19 protein-coding genes are annotated in these 21,046 nt (G+C 52.1%); 14 read left to right on the forward strand and 5 right to left on the reverse strand.

Translation table 11 applies throughout. The features are described 5' to 3' along the window. Nucleotides 1-630: 630 nt before the first annotated feature. Entirely contained in the window at nucleotides 631-1,491 is an 861-nt protein-coding gene (gene pssA / locus KOI40_RS16920; RefSeq protein WP_216098735.1) for a CDP-diacylglycerol--serine O-phosphatidyltransferase, read from the reverse strand. A 149-nt stretch (nucleotides 1,492-1,640) separates the two neighbouring features. Next, nucleotides 1,641-2,657: a ketol-acid reductoisomerase gene (gene ilvC / locus KOI40_RS16925; protein WP_216098800.1), complete on the reverse strand. Its 1,017-nt coding sequence runs from the start codon at nucleotides 2,655-2,657 to the stop codon at nucleotides 1,641-1,643. A 266-nt stretch (nucleotides 2,658-2,923) separates the two neighbouring features. Here ilvC and ilvY point away from each other — a divergent pair, with 266 nt between their 5' ends. The 14 genes from ilvY to KOI40_RS16995 all read left to right on the forward strand — a co-directional run bounded on the left by ilvY (nucleotide 2,924) and on the right by KOI40_RS16995 (nucleotide 17,629). Then, on the forward strand, nucleotides 2,924-3,796 hold the full coding sequence (ilvY, locus tag KOI40_RS16930) for an HTH-type transcriptional activator IlvY (RefSeq protein WP_216098736.1): 873 nt from the start codon (nucleotides 2,924-2,926) through the stop codon (nucleotides 3,794-3,796). Between the two features lie 182 nt (nucleotides 3,797-3,978). Then, the gene (gene argS, locus KOI40_RS16935) at nucleotides 3,979-5,718 is read left to right on the forward strand and encodes an arginine--tRNA ligase (RefSeq protein ID WP_216098737.1); all 1,740 of its coding nucleotides are present in this window, start codon (nucleotides 3,979-3,981) and stop codon (nucleotides 5,716-5,718) included. A 48-nt stretch (nucleotides 5,719-5,766) separates the two neighbouring features. Beyond that, complete coding sequence (locus KOI40_RS16940; protein WP_216098738.1) at nucleotides 5,767-6,519, forward strand: sulfite exporter TauE/SafE family protein; 753 nt, start codon at nucleotides 5,767-5,769, stop codon at nucleotides 6,517-6,519. A 227-nt stretch (nucleotides 6,520-6,746) separates the two neighbouring features. Beyond that, nucleotides 6,747-7,415: a type II secretion system protein N gene (locus tag KOI40_RS16945; RefSeq protein ID WP_216098739.1), complete on the forward strand. Its 669-nt coding sequence runs from the start codon at nucleotides 6,747-6,749 to the stop codon at nucleotides 7,413-7,415. A gap of 201 nt (nucleotides 7,416-7,616) precedes the next feature. Next, entirely contained in the window at nucleotides 7,617-9,665 is a 2,049-nt protein-coding gene (gene gspD, locus KOI40_RS16950; protein WP_216098740.1) for a type II secretion system secretin GspD, read from the forward strand. Next, on the forward strand, nucleotides 9,658-11,190 hold the full coding sequence (gspE, locus tag KOI40_RS16955; RefSeq protein WP_216098741.1) for a type II secretion system ATPase GspE: 1,533 nt from the start codon (nucleotides 9,658-9,660) through the stop codon (nucleotides 11,188-11,190). Before gspD ends, gspE begins: the two co-directional genes overlap by 8 nt. A gap of 41 nt (nucleotides 11,191-11,231) precedes the next feature. Continuing rightward, on the forward strand, nucleotides 11,232-12,461 hold the full coding sequence (gene gspF / locus KOI40_RS16960; RefSeq protein WP_216098742.1) for a type II secretion system inner membrane protein GspF: 1,230 nt from the start codon (nucleotides 11,232-11,234) through the stop codon (nucleotides 12,459-12,461). A gap of 72 nt (nucleotides 12,462-12,533) precedes the next feature. After that, a complete protein-coding gene (gene gspG, locus KOI40_RS16965; protein WP_233710355.1) occupies nucleotides 12,534-12,971 on the forward strand; it encodes a type II secretion system major pseudopilin GspG in 438 nt (145 codons plus the stop codon). A gap of 8 nt (nucleotides 12,972-12,979) precedes the next feature. Continuing rightward, nucleotides 12,980-13,627 carry a type II secretion system minor pseudopilin GspH gene (gene gspH, locus KOI40_RS16970; RefSeq protein ID WP_216098743.1) on the forward strand — a complete coding sequence of 216 codons (648 nt, stop codon included), beginning with the start codon at nucleotides 12,980-12,982 and terminating at the stop codon, nucleotides 13,625-13,627. Then, nucleotides 13,627-14,025: a type II secretion system minor pseudopilin GspI gene (gene gspI / locus KOI40_RS16975; RefSeq protein WP_233710358.1), complete on the forward strand. Its 399-nt coding sequence runs from the start codon at nucleotides 13,627-13,629 to the stop codon at nucleotides 14,023-14,025. The genes gspH and gspI overlap by 1 nt, the downstream gene beginning before the upstream one ends. Beyond that, the gene (gene gspJ / locus KOI40_RS16980) at nucleotides 14,025-14,726 is read left to right on the forward strand and encodes a type II secretion system minor pseudopilin GspJ (protein WP_216098745.1); all 702 of its coding nucleotides are present in this window, start codon (nucleotides 14,025-14,027) and stop codon (nucleotides 14,724-14,726) included. Before gspI ends, gspJ begins: the two co-directional genes overlap by 1 nt. Beyond that, entirely contained in the window at nucleotides 14,723-15,757 is a 1,035-nt protein-coding gene (gene gspK, locus KOI40_RS16985; RefSeq protein ID WP_216098746.1) for a type II secretion system minor pseudopilin GspK, read from the forward strand. The genes gspJ and gspK overlap by 4 nt, the downstream gene beginning before the upstream one ends. A 13-nt stretch (nucleotides 15,758-15,770) precedes the next feature. After that, a complete protein-coding gene (gspL, locus tag KOI40_RS16990; protein WP_216098747.1) occupies nucleotides 15,771-17,081 on the forward strand; it encodes a type II secretion system protein GspL in 1,311 nt (436 codons plus the stop codon). After that, nucleotides 17,081-17,629, forward strand: coding sequence for a type II secretion system protein M (locus tag KOI40_RS16995; protein WP_216098748.1), 549 nt, complete (start codon nucleotides 17,081-17,083; stop codon nucleotides 17,627-17,629). Before gspL ends, KOI40_RS16995 begins: the two co-directional genes overlap by 1 nt. Before the next feature lie 128 nt (nucleotides 17,630-17,757). Here the strand turns inward: KOI40_RS16995 and KOI40_RS18505 are convergent, their stop codons facing one another. From KOI40_RS18505 to KOI40_RS17010, 3 genes are all read right to left on the reverse strand, one after another. Continuing rightward, entirely contained in the window at nucleotides 17,758-18,132 is a 375-nt protein-coding gene (locus KOI40_RS18505) for a VanZ family protein (RefSeq protein WP_216098749.1), read from the reverse strand. A 102-nt stretch (nucleotides 18,133-18,234) separates the two neighbouring features. Next, a complete protein-coding gene (locus KOI40_RS17005) occupies nucleotides 18,235-19,671 on the reverse strand; it encodes an undecaprenyl-phosphate glucose phosphotransferase (RefSeq protein ID WP_369413201.1) in 1,437 nt (478 codons plus the stop codon). Between the two features lie 543 nt (nucleotides 19,672-20,214). Beyond that, nucleotides 20,215-20,967 carry a tyrosine-protein phosphatase gene (locus KOI40_RS17010; protein WP_216098750.1) on the reverse strand — a complete coding sequence of 251 codons (753 nt, stop codon included), beginning with the start codon at nucleotides 20,965-20,967 and terminating at the stop codon, nucleotides 20,215-20,217. Between the last annotated feature and the right edge of the window lie 79 nt (nucleotides 20,968-21,046).

Raw genomic sequence — 21,046 nt, forward strand, 5'->3', positions numbered from 1 at the left:
TTGCTTGATTAATTTTTTAAACAACTCACAGAGCGCTCGGCTTCTGCTGTCTTTGCTTCAGTCTCCCGAAGCAGGAGGCGCATTATACGCAATCCGTTAAGCTTGGCAAGTTCTTTTTTTGTTGGATCTTAACAGCTTAGCCATCAAAAACCTTTCACTCAAAAACATGCTGAAGTGAACCCTCATTCAGAGTTTTATCACTTCGCTCAACCCCTCCGACCAACTTGCTGCTCGTCGTTGAGAGCGGCGCATTATACGGAAGATAAACCGCCTGACAAGTAAAAAATTAAACTTTAATTTCAAACTCAACCAGACTTCAAGAAAGCTCTGTAACCTATTGATTTTCAGTACTTTCGAGCCCACAGCGTTCGAGGGAGGCGCATTATGCCCATCCACCACCATGTGGTCAACTGGATTCTGAATGTTTTAAGAAAACACTACGAGTAAAACCAGAGAGGTCCGCAATCCGATTTCCTTGCGGGCAAAATTAACTATAGACCAGGAGCAAGAAAGATCAAGACAGCCAAGACCGACTAATTGATAAAGCAAACATGCAAAAGAAAGGGCGCTTACTGCGCCCTTAGGAATGGAAGTGATGACCCTCTATAAGAGACTCTAACCATACCCGACTCACAAGACAGCTTTGGATTTCTTCTTCCTCAAACTCCAAACCCACATCACCAAACCTGAAGCGGCGTACAAACCAAACATCCCCAACAATATTCTGGGCGGATCAATCGCGACCACACCAAATACCAGCACAACCACCAGAATCATCACGAACGGCACACGCCCGCGGAAATCCAGCTCTTTGAAACTGCTGTATTTAACGTTGGAAACCATGAGCAGCCCCATCAGGGCGGTGATAATCCCGGCAATAATGGAGGGTCTGCCAGCCATACTGACATCGAAGCCGGCCCACACCATGCCCGCCACCACAGCAGCTGCAGCCGGGCTCGCCAGACCGATAAAGTACCGCTTATCCACTTCGCCGACCTGTGTATTAAAACGCGCCAGCCTCAATGCGGCACCAGCGACATACACAAAAGCCACGCCGACACCAAACTTGCCCAGATCCACCAGGGCCCATAGGTATATCACCAGCGCCGGCGCCACGCCAAAGGACACCATATCCGACAGACTGTCGTACTGAACACCGAACTCACTGGTGGTATTGGTCATGCGAGCCACCCGCCCATCGAGGCCATCGAAGACCATTGCCGCCAGAATCGCCAGCGCAGCAAACTCAAAGCTACCCTGAATCGCAGACATGATGGCGTAAAAACCACTGAACAAGGCTGCCGTCGTAAACAGGTTTGGCAAGAGGTAGATGCCACGACGACGCACTCTCTTGCCGTTTTCATCGACCTCTTCTATATGCTCATCGATAGGCAACACGATATCGTCAAGAATGCCCTGCTCGCGTTTTTCCTGAGCATCGTCCTGAGAGTCGCCAGCTGCGTCATTGTCATGTGGAATTTGATCGTTCATTAGTGCCTTATCTTTCGCAAGAAGTGGAAGGTGGCCATGATACTGCTTCCTCGCGCCTGTAGAAAGGATTGTGAATACGCCAGCACCTGTCCCAAAACGCAAAAACGCGGCCGAAGCCGCGTTTTCTACAATCTCATCAGAACTTGAACTTAGTTCTTGCTCTTATCGATGATCTTGTTGGCCTCAATCCAAGGCATCATGGAACGCAGCTGCGCACCAACCTGCTCGATTGGGTGAGCAGCGTTGTTACGACGATGGGCAGTCATTGAAGGATAGTTGGTTTGACCTTCAGTGATGAACATCTTGGCGTATTCGCCATCCTGAATACGCTTCAGAGCGTTACGCATGGCCCAACGAGACTCTTCGTTGATAACTTCAGGGCCAGTCACGTACTCACCGTACTCCGCATTGTTGGAGATGGAGTAGTTCATGTTGGCGATACCGCCTTCGTACATCAGGTCAACGATCAGCTTCAGCTCGTGCAGACACTCGAAGTAAGCCATTTCTGGCGCGTAACCCGCTTCGGTCAGGGTTTCGAAACCGGCTTTAACCAGCTCAACACAACCGCCACACAAAACCGCTTGCTCACCAAACAGGTCAGTTTCGGTTTCGTCTTTAAAGGTAGTTTCGATGATGCCGGAACGACCGCCGCCCACGCCAGAAGCGTAAGACAGAGCCACTTCTTTCGCAGAACCGGAGGCGTCCTGGAAAATGGCGATCAGATCAGGAATACCACCGCCGTTAACAAACTCGTTACGAACAGTGTGACCAGGAGCCTTAGGAGCGATCATGATCACGTCCAGATCGACGCGAGGAACAACCTGATTGTAGTGAATCGCAAAACCGTGGGCGAAAGCCAAGGTAGCGCCCTGCTTGATGTTTGGCTCGATCTCTTCGTTGTACAGCTTGCTCTGGAACTCGTCCGGAGTCAGGATCATAACAACGTCAGCACCGGCAACCGCAGTAGGAACGTCAGCCACTTTCAGACCGTGAGCTTCGGCTTTTGCAACAGAAGAAGAACCGGTACGCAGGCCAACAGTTACGTCAACGCCAGAATCTTTCAGGTTACAGGCGTGAGCGTGACCCTGAGAACCGTAACCAATAACAGCAACTTTCTTGCCCTGGATAATGGACAGATCACAGTCCTTATCGTAATAAACTTTCATCATGCACCTCTATATAAGAAGATAATATGGATAACTGATATTCAAACGTTTCAAAGCCGCCCCGAAACACTCTCAGCAGCTTCGAAAAAATCCTTCAAAACCTTGGACAACGAACCCAAGCCTAGACAAAGATCCGCCCGAGCGGCACTTTATCTGACAGGATTCAATGGTGGCGCAGTGTAAGGGATCGCCATCGTTGCGTAAAATGATATATTTGCAATACTATATTTACATTAACGCAACACTCATCTGCCGCAGACCGTCCTATGGATACCCGCTCACTGACCTTATTTCTGAATCTGTCCGAAACCCTGCATTTTGGCCGAACCAGTGAAGAACTTCACATCAGCCCCTCGGCACTCAGTCGCAGCATCAAACAGCTGGAGGAAAACCTGGGGGTCACCCTGTTTGAGCGAGATAACCGCCGGGTAGCGCTGACACAGGAAGGCAAACTGCTGCAGACCTACGCCCGCGACACCCTGCAACAGTGGGATGCCTTTCGCGATTCCCTCATGGAGGAAAGCCACGACCTGAAAGGCGAGATCAGTATTTACTGCTCCGTTACCGCCAGCTACAGCTTTCTGTATGACATCCTCAGTGACTTCCGCCAGCGTCACCCGCGCATTGAGCTGAAACTGCACACCGGAGATCCGGCCCCGGCTATCAGCCGGGTACTCAACGGACAGGAAGACATCGCCATTGCCGCCCGCCCGGACAAACTGCCAGACAATCTGGCATTCCGGCGGATTGCAGTCTCTCCTCTGGTTTTTATTGCCCCCAAAGAAGTAAGCGACAACTTACCCGTTATCGCACCCGCCAGCGCGGATGACTGGGCCAACACCCCCATGATCCTGTCGGAAGAAGGCATCGCCCGCGAGCGCATTGATGGCTGGTTCAAGCGCATCAAGGTGACCCCTCGCATCTACGCCCAGGTGGCAGGCCACGAGGCTCTGGTCAGTATGGTCAGCCTGGGTTTTGGCATAGGCGTTGTGCCCCAGATCGTTCTGGAAAACAGCCCGCTGGCCGATCGGGTGGAAATCCTGCCGCAACTTAACGAGCTGGGGCATTACGATGTCGGACTGTGCACACTGAAAAAGCGCCTGAAAAGTCCAATCATTGCCGCTTTTTGGGGAAGCTGACCGAAGCTTTTGCCGAGATTGCCTTCCATCTGCCCGCTCAAGTGACTTCAGTCTACGATTAAACGCCTTCAGCCTACTAATTGGTCGCCCAACACGATAAAATCGCGCCCCATATTTGATCTGCCCGGTTTGAGAAGCGCTTTCTCAACCTCTCATTATTAAGAAGCCCCTATCGAGTCCCTATGAATATTCGCGAACTGCTGAACGATAAAGTCCAACAGGCCATGCAGGCTGCCGGCATTCCCGCCGACTACAGCGCCCACCTTGCCCCCTCCAAGAAAGCGGGTTTTGGTGACTATCAGGCCAATGGCGCCATGGCTGCAGCCAAGGCCATGAAAACCAACCCTCGCGAGCTGGCACAGCAAATTCTCGACAACCTCGACCTGAGTGGCATTGCCGACAAGACTGAAATTGCCGGCCCCGGTTTCATCAACATCCACCTGGCGGACAGCTGGCTGGCACAGCAGACTGCAACCCTGCTCAACGATCCGCAATTGGGCCAGGAAAAAGCCACCGATCCACAGACGGTGGTGGTGGATTACTCCTCCCCCAATCTGGCAAAAGAAATGCACGTGGGGCACCTGCGCTCCAGCATCATCGGTGATGCTCTGGTGCGGGCACTGGAATTTCAGGGCCAGAACGTGATTCGTCAAAACCACGTAGGTGACTGGGGCACCCAATTCGGCATGCTGATCGCCGAACTGGAAGATCAGCTGGAAGACGGCGAAGCGGCAGAGTTTGCCCTGAAGGATCTGGAAGGCTTTTACCAACAATCCAAAAAGCATTTTGACGATGACGAAGCCTTCGCCAAACGCGCCCGCGACTATGTGGTAAAACTGCAATCCGGCGACGAGAAAGTGCTGGGACTTTGGGAGAAGTTCAAAAAAGTCTCCCTGCACCACAGCGAAGAGATTTATCAGCAACTGAACGTCACCCTGACCGACAATGACGTTCGCGGCGAAAGCGCATACAACGACGACCTGCCGAAAGTGGTTGCAGAACTGCAGAAACAAGGTCTGGCGGTAGAAGATCAGGGCGCTCAGGTCGTCTTCCTGCAGGAACTGGCCGACAAAGAGGGCAACCCCAGTCCGGTGATCATTCAGAAACAGGGTGGCGGCTATCTATACGCCACCTCAGACCTGGCCGCCCTGCGCTATCGCGCCAACGTGCTGAAAGCCGACCGCATTCTGTACTTTATTGATGCCCGCCAGTCACTGCATATGAATCAGGTGTTCACCCTGGCTCGTAAAGCCAAATTTGTCCCAGCTGATATCAGCCTGGAACACCACGCCTTCGGCACCATGATGGGCTCGGACGGCAAACCGTTCAAAACCCGTAGCGGTGGCACCGTCAAGCTGGCCGACCTGTTGAATGAAGCCGTAGAGCGCGCCGCCGCACTGATTGCAGAAAAAGACCCGGGCTTAAGCGAAGAAGAAAAAGTCGAAGTGGCACAAAAGGTGGGTATCGGTGCGGTGAAATACGCCGACCTGTCGAAGACACGCACTAACGACTACATCTTCAACTGGGATTCCATGCTCAGCTTCGAGGGCAATACCGCCCCCTACCTGCAGTATGCCTATACCCGCATCCAGAGCATTTTCCGCAAGGCAAGTGTCAACCCGGACGAGCTGACAGCAGACATTCAAATCGGTACCGAGCAGGAAAAAGCCCTGGCACTGAAGCTGCTGCAATTCCCGGAAGTGCTGGATCAGGTCACCCGTGAAGCTTACCCACACGTGTTGTGTAACTATTTATACGATGTTGCCAGCCTGTTTATGCGCTTCTATGAGGCCTGCCCGATCCTCAAGGATGATGTAGACACGGCTACCCGCAACAGCCGCTTGAGTATCGCCAGAGTGGCCGCCCAAACCCTGAAAACCGGACTGGACCTGCTGGGCATCGAAACCATGGAGAAAATGTAAGAGAGTGTTTGCGGGTACCAGACACTCTCGTGGAGGTCAGCTGACACCATGATCACTGATCCCTTCTTTTATCTCTGCGCTGTCCCCGCCATCTTGCTATATGGCATGGCCAAAGGTGGGCTGGGCAGCGGCATTGCCATTGTCTCTGTGCCGCTTATGGCCCTGGCCGTGTCGCCGGTAACAGCCGCCGCTGTGCTCTTGCCCATCCTGGTGGTGATGGACTTTGTCGCCATCTGGAGCTTTCGCGGCCAGTGGAGCAAAATCAATCTGAAGTACACCCTGCCTGGCGCCATAGCCGGTATTGTGGTCGGTGCATTCACCTTTCGCTACCTGTCCGAAGACGCCATTCGCGTCATGATCGGTCTGATCTCCGTGGTCTTTTGTCTCGATTACTGGGTCAAACGGAAGAGAAACAACAACACCAAGCGTCCTCCCAGCGTAGCCCGCGGTACCTTATGGGGCTCTATAGCCGGGTTCACCAGTTTTGGCATCCACGCCGGAGGCCCTCCGATCAGTATTTACATGCTGCCCCAGCAACTGGAAAAGAAAATGCTGATGGGGACCTTCGCCATGTTTTTCACCGTAGTGAACCTGGTGAAAGTCATCCCCTACGCCTGGCTGGGTCAGTTTGATCACTCTAACCTGATGACCTCACTGGCCCTGGTGCCACTGGCGCCGGTCGGTGTGCGCCTGGGTTACTACTGCCTGCAGCGCATGAACGAGGCGCTCATCTACCGCCTTTGCTATTTTTTCCTGATGATTGTTGGCCTCAAATTGCTGTGGGACGGCTTAATCGGCTGACACCGGTTGCGCGTCGTTCCACATCCCTCCCTGTTTTTAATAGCCTTTGGCTCTAGCTTTTCGTTTTTTACTAAAGTCTCAGATCATAACAAGTAAAAACTCATCGGAATGAACGGTAGCAACCGCCTATAAACATGGGCAAAATAGAATCTACAAGGGATAGAAAATAATAAAAGAACCATTAGGGGTTAATTTCGATCATGCAGCCGGACACATGGAGCCGCCTCTTGGCCGACAAACAGGATTTACTGGCTAACAAGCCAAGACTAGCCGCTGGAGCGGTCGCACTGCTTGCGATTGCCTGCACTGTCCATTTGGGCAGCGGGCTCTACCAGGATGTTGCCACCGCTCGCTCGCAACCCGTCTTGTCCTCTTCGGATCAGGCAAGGCTTTCTACGTCCTCCCGTTCGCACACTGCGTCCATTGAAGCGCTGGTTGCCGGTCAGTGGTTTGGCGCCGCTAAAGCAGCTGAAACACCGCAGATTACCAATCAGGAAAATGTCCCGGAAACACGGCTGAATCTGGAGTTGCATGGCGTGATAGGCAGTACCATCGCGGAAGAAGGCCGGGCACTGATCGCAGAGAAGGGAAAAGGTGCCAAATACTACGGTGTGGATGACGAGCTTCCCGGCGGCGCCACCATCAGCAGCGTTGGCACAGAGCAAGTAATTCTCAGCCGCAACGGCATGCTGGAAACTCTGAGCTTCCCGAAACCTCAAAACCGCGGCGGCTCGACCAGCGTCGCAACCCGCAACAACCCCGCATATCTCCCTGTCCCCGAAAGTACACAGGCTCTGTCCCAACAACAAACATCGCAAGAACAACTATCTCAAGAACAACGGACAGCGTCACTGAAGGATCGTCTAAAGCAGTTGAGGGAAGCACGCGACTTGTAATATTCAGCGCCTATTCTTGACGCTCTGTTAACACCAATGAGTCGAGTTAACAGAGCTTCAAGGAGGCCGCTTTCTGCGGAGCTATTCTGGCATAGGATGCCGTGACGTTTGCCTGGCGAATGCACAGCGGTGAACCCACTATCAAAACAATAACATTAAGGACTGGTCGCTTGGCGCCAGTTAAGCAATCAGGCTGAGACCATGGATTACTGTAGAACGTTAAATTGTCGTAACACTTCTCGCTGGGCCAAGGCATTCACCGCGCTCACACTGCTCACTACACTGCTTTCTACCGGTGCGCTACTGAGCTCTGCCCCAGCGCAAGCCCAGACTCAGTCATCACAAGGGCGAATCACCCTTGCGCTGGACAATGCGGACATTCGCGACCTGATTCAATGGGCTCAGGAAGTCACTGGCAAAAGCATCATTGTGCACCCCAATGTGAAAGGTAAAGTCACCGTCATGGCCGGCGAGCCAATGACCCGCGGCGAAGCTTACGAAGTCTTTTTATCCACCTTACAGGTCTATGGCTTTGCGGTTATTGAAAGCGCCAATTCCATCAAAGTCATTCCCGATGCACTGGCCAAACAGTCGTCGGTGCCCGTCACAGGTAACGGAGAGCAAAAGACCGCAGAAGATGTGGTCGTGCAAATCGTTAAAATCAAGAACATTTCCGCCACCCAGCTGGTGAACCTGTTACGGCCACTGGTGCCACAAGTGGGACACCTGGCTGCCTATCCTGCCACCAATGCCCTGATCATTGCCGATCGCGCCAACAACATTCAGAAAGTCATCGATATTGTCAGCAGTCTTGATACCGGCAGCACCGTCGACATTGAACTGATTCCCATGCAGTTCGCCAGTGCCAAGGATGTTGCAGACGTCATCAACAAACTGCTGCCTCAACAGCAGGCGAAGGGGGCAGAAAACCTGTCGGTCATGCTCGCTGTGGATGAACGCTCCAACAGCCTGTTGCTGACCGGCGATCTGGCGACCCGCAGTCAAATTCGCAAACTGGTGCACCGTCTGGATCAACCGTTATCCGGTGATGGCAACACTCAGGTGTTTTATCTCAACTACAGCAACGCCGCGGATCTGGTACCGATTCTGGAAAGTATTTCCGGCAGCCTGAAAAAAAATCAGAAAGACAAGGTCGCGGTCGACACAGAAATCGGCATCCAGGCCAACGAATCCGTCAATGCGCTGGTGATTACCGCACCACCGGCCATGCTGAACACCATGAAGGGTGTGATTGCCAAGCTGGATCGCCGCCGCGCTCAGGTTCTGGTTGAAGCGCTGATCGTCGAGGTGAACGAAGACCTGGGTAATGACCTGGGTATTGAGTGGGTCGCCAACAACACCGACACCAGTCTCGGTTTTCGCTCCTTCCCCCGCACACCGGTTCTCAATATTAATCAGAACACGGGACTCGGCGCATTGGGCTCCGGCTTCACCATGGGGTATTTCAGCGGCGGACAAATGCGGGCGCTGATTAATGCTCTGGCCACAGAAACCAACGCCAACATTCTCTCCACCCCCACCATCATGGCGCTGGATAATGAAGAGGCCCAGATTCTCGTGGGCTCCAACGTGCCATTCATCACCGGCAGTGAAGCCCGCGAGAACGACGACCCCTTCCAGACCATTGAGCGAAAGGACGTGGGTATCACACTGAAGGTCAAGCCGCGGGTGAACAACAACAATTCCGTGACACTGGAAATCGAACAGAGCGTGGAAAATATCAGCCAGACCGCCGACGTGGGTGCAGCCGACATCATCACCAACAAGCGGGAGATCAAAACCCGCGTGCTGATTGATGACAACGAAATTTTGGTGCTCGGCGGCCTGATTCGCGATGAAGCGGAAGAAATTGAAAGCAAGGTTCCCTTTTTCGGAGACATTCCCGGTCTGGGACGGTTGTTTAAAAGCACCAATACCAAAACCGTCAAACGCAACCTGATGGTATTTATTCGCCCAACCATTTTGAATGACAGCCTTGCCAGCTATGAAGTCACCCGTGAACGCTACGATCGCATCAAGCTGGATCAAAAGGAATTCCGCTCCAAAGTCGATTCCTACTTTATCCCCGGCCAGGTGCCACAATTGCCACCTCTGAGCACCCCCACTGGCAGCAGTGCACCCGCCACCCTGCCCAAGACACCATCCATGCCTTCGGCCGACACAGACAAACCCACCGAGGGGCAAACAAGCAATACCCTGAACAACACAGGAAGCTCTGGCGATGCCTGACGCCATTGAAGTGACCGACGAACTGCTCGCCCCGGTTGAGGTGGATGCGCCGCAGAGCCCGCTGAAGCTGCCGTTCGGTTTTGCCAAACGGCATCAGGTCCTGCTCGCCGGTGACGGCGGCACGAAACTGCTGTGCACCAGCTTACCTCCCATTGAAATCATCGCGGAGTCCCAACGTCATTTAGGGCACCCCGTAGACATTACCTTTGTCAGTCCCGAAGACTTCCAGCTGGCCCTGACCAAAACCTATGAGCGCGACTCCAGCGAAGCCATGCAAATGGTGGAAGATCTGGGCGGCGATATGGACCTTACCAGTCTGGCCAATGCGGTTCCTGAAACCGAAGACCTGCTGGAACAGGAAGACGACGCACCGATCATTCGCCTGATCAACGCGCTGCTGTCTGAAGCGATCAAACTAAACGCGTCCGACATCCACATCGAAACCTTTGAGAACCGCCTGGTGGTTCGCTTCCGGGTCGACGGCATACTGCGTGAAGTGGTGCAACCCAAGCGAGAACTGGCGCCCTTGTTGGTCTCCCGCATCAAGGTGATGTCGAAGCTGGATATCGCGGAAAAACGGGTTCCTCAGGATGGTCGTATCTCATTGCGCGTGGGCGGCCGCGAAGTGGACATCCGGGTTTCCACCATGCCTTCCAGTAACGGCGAACGGGTGGTGCTGCGTCTGTTGGACAAGCAAGCCGGTCGCCTCAAACTGAGCAGCATGGGCATGCTGCCCAACGATGAAAAGCGGCTGACCGAACTGCTGCACAAACCACACGGTATCTTGCTGGTCACGGGACCTACCGGTTCCGGTAAGACCACCACTCTCTACGCCGGTCTATCCAGCATCAATCAGGCAGACAAAAACATCCTCACCGTGGAAGACCCCATTGAGTACAACCTGGAGGGGATTGGCCAGACACAGGTGAACATCAAAGCCGACATGACCTTTGCCCGCGGTCTTCGCGCCATGCTGCGTCAGGATCCCGATGTGGTGATGGTGGGCGAGATTCGCGACCTGGAAACCGTTGAGATTGCCATTCAGGCCAGTTTGACCGGCCACCTGGTGCTTTCCACCCTCCACACCAACACCGCGGTGGGTGCTGTGACCCGACTGGTGGACATGGGCATCGAACCCTTCCTGCTGTCCTCCAGTCTTATCGGCGTGATTGCCCAACGGCTGGTGCGGGTGCTGTGCCCCGAATGCAAAACCCCCTACACCGCCGACGAAGCCGAATGTGAATTGCTGCAAGTCCCATACGATGAGAACAAACCCTTAACGCTCTACCACGCCAACGGCTGTGACCACTGCAACCAACTGGGCTACAGCGGCCGCACCGGCATTTACGAAATCATTCAAATTGACGAATCCTTGCGCGCATTGATTCATAACCGTGCATCAGAAGCTGAGATCATTGCCTACGCCAGACAACACAGCCCGAGTATTCGCGACGACGGTCGCGCGCGGATTCTGGCCGGTAAAACCACCGTCGAAGAGGTCTTGCGGGTGACCCATGAAGATTAATACCCCACTCTGTACATTACTGAAACATTCGGAACCACGTCATGGCAGCCTTTGATTACAAAGCCCTGACACTGGAAGGGCGCTCTCGCAGCGGTGTGATTGAAGCCGACAGTATGCGTCAGGCACGGCAACTGCTGAGGGAAAAAAAGCTCACCCCGCTGACACTCGTTGAAGGGCAACAAAAGTCACAACAGGAAAACACCCCAAAGTTTTTTGGGCTGTCGCTGATGACTCCGGGCCTGCCCACCAAGTCCCTGGCACTGATCACTCGTCAGATGGCCACCCTGATTCAGGCCGGCTTGCCACTGGAAGAAGTGTTGCAGGCCATCGCCCAGCAAAGTGAAGATTCACGCATCAAAAGCATTATTCTGGCGGTGCGTTCGAAAGTGCTCGAAGGCCACACTCTGGCCGGCAGTCTGGCGCAATTCCCCCGCGCCTTTCCCAATTTGTACCGCGCCACCGTATCGGCCGGCGAACACTCCGGCCACCTCGACAAGGTCATGAACCGCCTGGCGGATCACACGGAAGAAAGTCAGCAATTCAAGCAGAAAGTGCAGATGGCGATGATTTACCCCTGCATGCTGATTTTGTTGTCCATCACCATGGTGACCGGATTGATGGTGTACGTGGTACCGGATGTGATCAAGGTGTTTGTGGGTTCAGGCCAGCAGTTACCCGCGCTAACCGTTGGTCTGGTTGCCATCAGCGACTTTATCGCCGGTTATGGCTGGGCGGTGGTGCTGGGTCTCGCAATCGCTGTAGTGTGCGTGTTCCAGTTACTGAAAAAAGATCACATCCGACTTAAGTTTCACCGCTGGCTGTTGAATACGCCGTTTATCAAACGCTTCAGTGGTGGCTTTAATACCGCCCGTTATGCCAGCACTCTCAGCATTCTGACCAACAGCGGCTTGCCACTGGTCGAGTCCATGAAAATCAGCTGCGATGTGCTGGGCAACGAATACCTGAAACAACAACTGCAAGGCGCCACCCAGCGGGTTCAGGAAGGCAGCAGTCTTCACCATGCTCTGGCCGAGACCGGATACTTTCCACCGATGATGCTGCACATGATTTCCAGCGGGGAAGCCAGTGGTGAGCTGGACACCATGCTGGAACGCACGGCCGATTACCAATCGCGGGAATTACAAAATCTGGTGACCGTACTGGTAGGCCTGTTCGAGCCGGCCATGCTGCTCTTTATGGGGGTCACGGTATTACTGATTGTCATGGCCATCTTGCTGCCAATTTTGAATATGAACCAGCTGGTGGGTTAACCGCCGACTGTAAAATACAAACAAGACTTAAAATAACCAAGACTTAATATAACCGTTAAACCGGAGGTAATGATGATGACAACGCAAAGGCCCCACACCGCAACACAGCGCGGTTTTACATTGATTGAAATCATGGTGGTTGTGGTGATCCTGGGCATTCTCGCCGCACTGGTGGCACCCAACATTCTCGGCCGCACCGGTGAAGCCCGAATCACCGCCGCGCAAAGCGATATCAACAGCATCAGCAATGCACTGGATTTGTACAAACTGGACAACCACGCCTACCCTTCCACCGATCAGGGACTGGAAGCTCTGGTCAGCAAGCCCAGCGGCTATCCCGAGCCCGCCAACTGGAATCCGGAAGGCTACCTGAAAAACCTGCCGAAGGATCCCTGGGGCAATGACTATCAGTACCTGAGCCCCGGCAGTGAACGCGCTTACGATCTCTACTCGCTGGGTGCCGACAAGCGTGAAGGCGGCGAAGGCGACAACGCGGATATTTATAACTGATTATCACCATGCGCTTTCTGCAACGCTCTCGCCGAGTCACCCCGTCAAAGACTCATCGCCCGCAAGGTTTCACACTCATTGAAATCATGCTGGTGATGGTCATTATTGGCATCATGGCCGGTCTGGCGTCTCTGGCGATTGGCAGCAATGGGCCGCGTCAGCTTCAGCAGGAAGCTACCCGCCTGCAACAACGTCTGCTGCTGGCGCAGGACGAAGCCGCGTTCAGCCAACAGAATTTTGGCGTTATCTTCACGGAAACCGGCTATCGCTTTTTGCGATACGACGCCACAGAAGACCAGTGGAACCCCCTGCAGGCCATGGACGAAGAAAAACAAAAGATTCAGGGACTGGGCAATTACACCTATGACATCCCGGTAGAACTGTCACTGGAAATCTCCGGTACGGTTCTGAAACTGTTGCCCGACGAGACAAGCAACAAGACGTCCGGCAGCACGTCATCCCATTACGGCAATTTCAGCCTCGACAGCGATGCCGAAGAGCAGGGAGATCTGCAACCCGAGTTATTGCTGTTGGCCAATGGAGAATCCTCTGCGTTTACCATCACTCTGCAACTGGAAGACGATACCCGCAGCACCCAGACGCTGCACAGCGACGGCTTCTCCCCCATCACGCGCACCGGACACAATTCGGAGTGATGATGATGTTCCGGCTGAACCACTCAAGAAGCAGACACGACTGCGGCGGCTTTACCCTGCTGGAAGTTCTGATCGCCCTGAGCATCTTTGCCATTTGCGCATCGACCTTACTGCAACAAAGCGGTCGCAGTGTACGTCAGGCTAGCTATCTGGAAACCCGCGCACAGGCCAGCTGGATTGCAGAAAATGAACTGGCACGGCTCCGCCTTAGCGAACAGTTTGCCCCCGTCGGAAAACAGGAAAAGGAAATTACCTTTGCCAACCGGCAATGGTTTGTCAGTCAGGATATCACCAACACCAACAACAAGGATTTACGAAAAGCGGTTATTGAAGTTCGCGATAGCGACAGTGAACTCGCTACCCGCTTCCAACTGATCGGATTTTTGGGGCGCTACTGATGAACCAGCCAGTAAGCCATTACCCCCAACCCGTCATGGCGAGAAAAGCGCGGCAATCCATGGCGAGCACAGATGCATACAACAACGTGCGACAGCGGGGCTTTACCCTGCTGGAAGTTCTGATTGCCCTCAGTATATTTGCCATTATGGGTCTGGCGTCTTATCACCTGCTCAGTGGCGAAGCCCGCACCCAGCAAGCACTGGACAAGCAAAGCCACGAACACAATTACTGGCAGCGCGGTATCATGCGTCTGACACAGGATCTGCAGCAAGCGGTCAACCGCAGCATCCGCGAAGACTACGGCAACCGCGAACCGGCGCTGGTGGGTGATGCCGACTCGATTACCTTCACCCGTGGTGGCTGGAGCAACCCGCTACATCGTGTGCGCAGCGATTTACAACGGGTTGACTATCGACTGCAAACCCACGACGAAGACACCTATTTACAGCGCAGCTTCTGGTTCACTCTCGATCGGGCTCCTGCCAGCGAACCGGTGCAGCAAAAAGTTCTACCGGATATCCACGACCTGCAATTTCGCTACTTTGAACCCGACAACCAAAGCTGGGTGAACCAATGGCCCCCCATCGATCAACCCGATGCCGGATTGCCGCAAGCGATTGAAGTCACGCTCACCAGCCCCAGCAGGGGACAGATACAGCGGCTGGTGACGCTCACACTGGACAGGAAACCGCAGCCATGAACCGCCTGCCTCGCCTGTCAAACTACTCACACACCCCGCCACATTCACAGCGGGGCGTAGCACTGATTTCCATGTTGCTGGTGTTTGCCCTGGTGGTCATTCTGGTCAGCGGTGCTGTCGCCCGCACGGGCTACGATATCCGCAAGACCAGCTACCACCTGATGAACAGCCAGGCGCATCAATATGCTCTGGGAGGAGAGGCTCTGGCCCGACAGATTCTGCACCAGGACTGGGTCACCAATCAGGAATTGTCTCAGGGGGATTCCCAGCACGACCGCTGGTTCCAGGATGCCCAGTTCGAACCCGACAACGGACAAATGCGTATTCGCATCCGGGATCTGGAATCCCGCTTCAATCTTAACAATCTGGTGTCCAGCAGTGGCGAGACGGATGCCGCACAAGTCCAACAATTTCAGCGCCTGCTCAATCAGCTGTCGCTCCCAGCCAATCGTGCCAATGCCGTGCTTGACTGGCTGGACAGAGACACCCAGCCCCGCAGCGCCAACAGTGAAGACGTGTACTTTCAATCGCTGGAAAACGATTACCGCAGCGCCGATGCGCCGATGAGTGACGCCAGTGAACTTTACGCACTCAATGCTTTTCAGCGCAAGGAGCTGGCCGCGATACTACCGGAAGTCATCGCCCTGCCGGAGGCGACCAGCATCAATCCCAACACCGCCAGCGAAGCCGTCCTCAGCAGCCTGCACCCACAGTTAAATGCCGCACAGGTCATTCAGGCGCGAGAAAAACTGCCTCATGGATTCGTTTCCAATCAGGCGTTTATGGCCCATGCAGTCACCGCCGGCCTCGATCTTAGCCAGGTACGCATTGACGTGCACAGCCAGTACTTTTTGGTATCGGTTGCCGCTCGCTATCAGGATCACACCACCTATTTGCAGTCTGTCCTCCATCGGGACCCGCAAACCGGCTTTATCAAAACGGTGTCCCGTAACTTGCAGCGCCCCAAAGATCTGTTCGTGTCCTCGCAGAAAGCATCTTCAGGCAAAAACCCGAACAACAGACAATTATAATGAGCATCACACTATGACATCGTCACTGTTTGTTTACTTTCCACAGCTACCCGACACACTGGCAGAAACACCCAGCAGCCAGTTGACGTGTCTCTGCTTCCGAACAGAGCCGGGGCAGACCGCGGAAAGTGTATCTCAACCACCCGGATGGCAGACTTGCAAGCTCGACGAGCTTGCCCCTGACAATGACGAGCAGGATATCTACGTCTTTGTGCCCAACCTGCACATTCTCAGCACTCAGGTACAGGCCCCGAAAAAACAGCACAAGCATCTCGCCCAGATTTTACCGTTCCTGTGCGAAGACAAACTGGCCTGCGATCTGGAAGACGTACACATTGCCGCCGGTGATATTCGCGGTGACAATATTGCCGTCCGCATTATTCAAAAAGAGCTGCTGAAAGAGCTGTTACTGAAACTCAAGGTACAGGGCATCACCCCTCAGGGAATCTACAGCGACGCCGAGCCGTTGATGACTGCAGCCAAACAATCGTCTGATCGCAACACAGCATTACTGTGGATGGACGGCGACAACTGCCTGATCATCCGCCATCAGCAGGCTCTTGGTTTGCAGCCAGAACAGGCCGTACAGCTCGTCTCCTGCCTCAAGGAAGTGGAAGACGAGAATATCCTGCTCTACCGCAGCGCAGAGTTCGATACCCCGGAAATCAATCTGGTGCTGGAGGAACTGCGCAGCCAGGGCTGTACCATTGAAGACACATCGCTCAATCAGGCTGACGGTGACACTCCGGAATACAACGCGCTGCTGCCCCGTTACACACAGCAACACATTGCCATCTCCCCACAGGATTGCAGCAATCTGTTAACCGGCCCCTATGCCCCCCCCAGAAAAAACCGCCACAACATGCGCTGGCAACCTCTGGCTCTCGCCGCCTCGCTGCTGATCGGCCTCAACCTGGTTTATCTGCTGGCAAGCGGAGTGTATTTCAATATTCGTGCCGAAAAACTGCAGGCAGGCAGTGAGCAACTGTATCGCCAGTACTTTCCTCAGGACAAGCGCATCATCAATATCCGCACACAGACCAAAGCGCACCTGACCAGAGGACAACAGCAGACAGGGGATGACTTTTTAACCCTGCTGGGTCAACTCTTACCGAGCTGGGAGCAGCATAAAAACACCCTGCGAATAAAATCCATGCGTTACAACAGCCAGCGCAAAGAGATACTGCTCGACATTGAAAGCAAAACCATCAGCCAGCTTGATTCACTGCAACAAGCTCTTGGCCCAAGGGCAGAACTGCTCTCCGCCAACGAAGACAGCAAACGCGGCGTACGTGGCCGAATTAAATTCCAGGGAGGCATCTAATGAATACCGATTCCCATCATGGCATCAGCGACAACACCATCGGCAGCCCACAGAGTCAGGCATTAAAAGCGCGTTATGAGAAAGCGATGACGGCTTTTTATAAGCTACCCGAACGCGATCGACTGGCACTGACCATACTCAGCGCTTTCGTCGGACTGCTTATCCTTGTCTATGGTGCAATATTACCCGCTGTGAATTATCACCAGCAGGCGCGTGAACATTTTAAAGACGAGCAAGCTTTACTGTACTGGCTAAAAGCACAGGAACCTGCCATTCAACGTATCAGCGCCGCACCACGAGCCAGCCAGACATTCTCCGGCAACCCGCTCTCACTTGTGAATGCTTCGGCCAAAGATTTCAACCTGAGCATCAAGCGTTTACAGCCAGAGAACAGTGGCAGCCTGAGAGTCTGGATGGAAAATGTGAATTTCGATAATACCTTGCAATGGCTCCATCACCTGCAAAGCCAGGGGTTATCTCTCAGTGAGATCAGTATTGATCAGCAGGCGAAGGGACGAGTAAATATTCGGGCAACGTTTGAGGGTTAAACAGAAACGTCCAAGTCTTTGCCAAATAGTGATCCGACTATGATGCCTCATCAATACCCTCTGAAAAAGCATCTTGAAAGCCTAATATTCAATGCATCTCCGAGACATCTATATGTTTGAATAATCACTCAGGAACTGGCTTTGGGCTGAATTGACCAATATCGGAAGGGCATTATCAAAGCCACGCCTAACAAGATCCCGATAACATCCATTCTGAAATCTTCCCAATCAAAAGACCTCATCGGCAAAAACCATCCCTGACCAATTTCTATAGACAACCCCAGTAACATCAGTAGTACAGGAATTATAACCCACACATTCAAAGTAAACGCCATCAGACAGGCGACTGTGACAATGGTGAACCCTGTTACATGAATAATTTTATCAAAATCATGAGAATATTGAGGAATCGGGTTTTCTCGGAATCCCCCCCAAAAAAGAAGCCCGAGTCCGGCAAGCGCAAAAAAACGCCAAAACCATAAACTAGCAGTTTGTTTAGACACTAAAAATTCTTTTCCCTTGGTAAATCTGTTCTTTTTAAATCACATGCAAACAAACGTAAAAATTGGAAATTCTCATAAAACCACGAGAGTGTGGATTGACCATCAATAAGCATTTTTGCCAACAAAACCTTTAAAAATGGTTTGAAAAATAATCTTCACATCCCACCATACAGACCAATGATGAATATAATGGAGATCATGCTCAATACGCTTTTCCATCTTTTCAAGAGTGTCGGTTTCGCCTCGCCAGCCATTAATCTGGGCCCATCCGGTAATTCCAGGCTTGATTTTATGGCGTCTCATATAACTCTTTATCTGGCAGCGAAATTCCTCATTGTGAGCAATCGCATGTGGCCTGGGCCCTACAATAGACATAGAACCCTGTAATACGTTAAAAAATTGAGGGAGCTCATCCAAAGATGTCTTTCTCAAGAAAGATCCCACTCGAGTTATGCGATCGTCATCCTTTGTCGCTTGACGAAAACTTTTACCGTTTTCCATCACTTTCATTGTACGAAACTTCCAGACTTCGATTGGCTTTCCGTCCATGCCATATCGTTGCTGTTTAAAGATCGCCGGACCATGCGATGTCAACTTCACCAATGCGGCAATAAACAACATCAACGGCATTATCATCAATAATATAATGGACGAAACGACAATGTCCTCACCTCGCTTTAACCAACCGTTAAGCCCTCTCATGGGTTCACCTATAAGACCAAAGGCAGGCAAACCATTCAGGTTAATACTGCGCGCATGCAGTAATTCAAAAACAAATAAGTCAGGAACAACATAAACTGTAGCCGTTGAGTTCGCCAGCCGATCCAACAATTCACGAATACGTGACTCGGCTCTCATCGGCATCGCAATATATACACTATCCAATTGTCCTGACACGGCTTTTTCCACCAAAACATCAAAACCACCTACAGAAACACAGGCGTCTTTATCATATCCTGCAGCACGTCGACACTCGGAGCTTAATGGCTCTGCCTTTTGACGATCGTCATAGAACCCATCTAAACGGTAACCCGCCCAAGTAGCACTATCTAAACGACTGGCCACCTTTTGGGCCAGCGGCCCAGTCCCGACAATAGCTGCTGCTCGAGTATTGTATCCATGAGAACGCAAATACCTGAGACCTATACGAACCAGAAGACGCCACAGCAGCAGCAGGGCTAGCGCGACGAAGAACCACTGAACAAACATCGGCCAGGTAAATAACGTATCCTGCACGGGGCTGAATTGACCGATAGTAAAAATTACGGAGAACCCGATCATCCAGCACATGATCACTTGCCGGGCCTCCGCCCAGAGCGTTTCTGAACGCCACGAACGATAAATCTCTGTGAAATCAGCCAAAATCTGGTGCAACAGTCCACTTAAAAAACCTGCAATCCAGATATCACTGTTTAGAGGGATATTACCAAACCATGCTATCAGTCCAACCGAAAAAACAATAAGCGTCGAATCCAAACACCGGGACACGAAAGCAAACTGGGATGCATAAGGTTTAATTAACCCATTATCGTTAGACACAAGAAAATTCCTTCTTTTCGAGATATGGAAACACGGAAATCGTAGTGTTGTAACTTAAAAGCATCCTCAGATTTAGTTACAGCATCACTACCGCGCGAATTAAATTTCATTTAAATAACGCAATAAACGACAGCATTACCCACTCGTGATAGGTCTCACACAAATGTGGCAGCTTCCTTTTCCACAACTAACAACAAGAAATTTGAAGTCACGAAACTCTGCTTACGACAAAACCACTGCACCATCCATACCAAAAACCATAAAAATGATATCGAAGGCAGACCATTATCTCTTTAGTAACATTCGGTTATGAAAATAAATTCACGACAACACTAAATCTTTTTAAGAAGACATTATGGAACAACAACCAGATGCTAATACTTTCACACTTGCACAAAAGTGAACCCCCTCACAACCACAGGGAACACAAACATGTGCAAAAAGTATTTGCCAAAGACGATGACAAAGTCACATATTTTGAGAATTAGTTTAGCGATGAAACAGAACTATCACTTAACTCAGGAAGATGAAAATCCCGAAAAATTATTTAATCAGAGCCACAGAGCTCGCAGAAGAAAAAATTGAGCCAGCTATTTTCAAAGGGTTATCATAAACCAACTGCTGGGCAAGCTTTAATCCAACGATTTTTTTAGCTGCCTCGAAACCGCAACTTAGATTTACCGGCCTGCGCTTCACATGATGTGCATCTGACGCCAAAACTGTGACTACACCTTTCTTCAAAAGCACTTCTGCACAAGTCTTAGCCGACTCACCGAACTGTCCGACAAGAGCACCTGAAGTGACCTGAAAAAGACAACCCAACTCAATTAAGAAGTTTAAATTATCGGAGTTTCTCATCACTGACTTGTTACGTTCAGGATGAGCAATCAAGGGCATGACGTTATTCCTCAACAACCATCGGACAATCTTATCCGTGCCAGGTAAAATATGACTGTGGGGCATTTCCAGAAGCATTACTTTTTTGGATCCCCAAACGCCCAAAAATGGAATCTCATCTCTGGGCAACATGGTAAGGATCTCTGCCCCCACCCTGACTTCTCCAGCGAAAGCCACCGTTAACGGAATTTGAGAATCTGACAAGGCCGACCTAAAACTGTGCACAGCCTGGCATATGCCCGGGATGGAATTGTCCCAGCGACCATGATGTATATGGGGGGTTAAGACTGAATGGGTTACTCCATCTGAAACAGCTTGAGCAGCCAACGCTAACGCAGCGTCCATATCCTTTGGGCCGTCATCTATTCCTGGCAATAAATGACAGTGGAGATCAATCATAAGAGGGTAGCCCGATATTGGTCATATTGATCGAAAACATTGGCAGAATGCTAAAGACTCCTGCGTACAAACTGCACAT

This window comes from Pseudomaricurvus albidus (assembly GCF_018863235.1).
Classification (GTDB): Bacteria; Pseudomonadota; Gammaproteobacteria; order Pseudomonadales; family Cellvibrionaceae; genus Pseudomaricurvus; species Pseudomaricurvus albidus.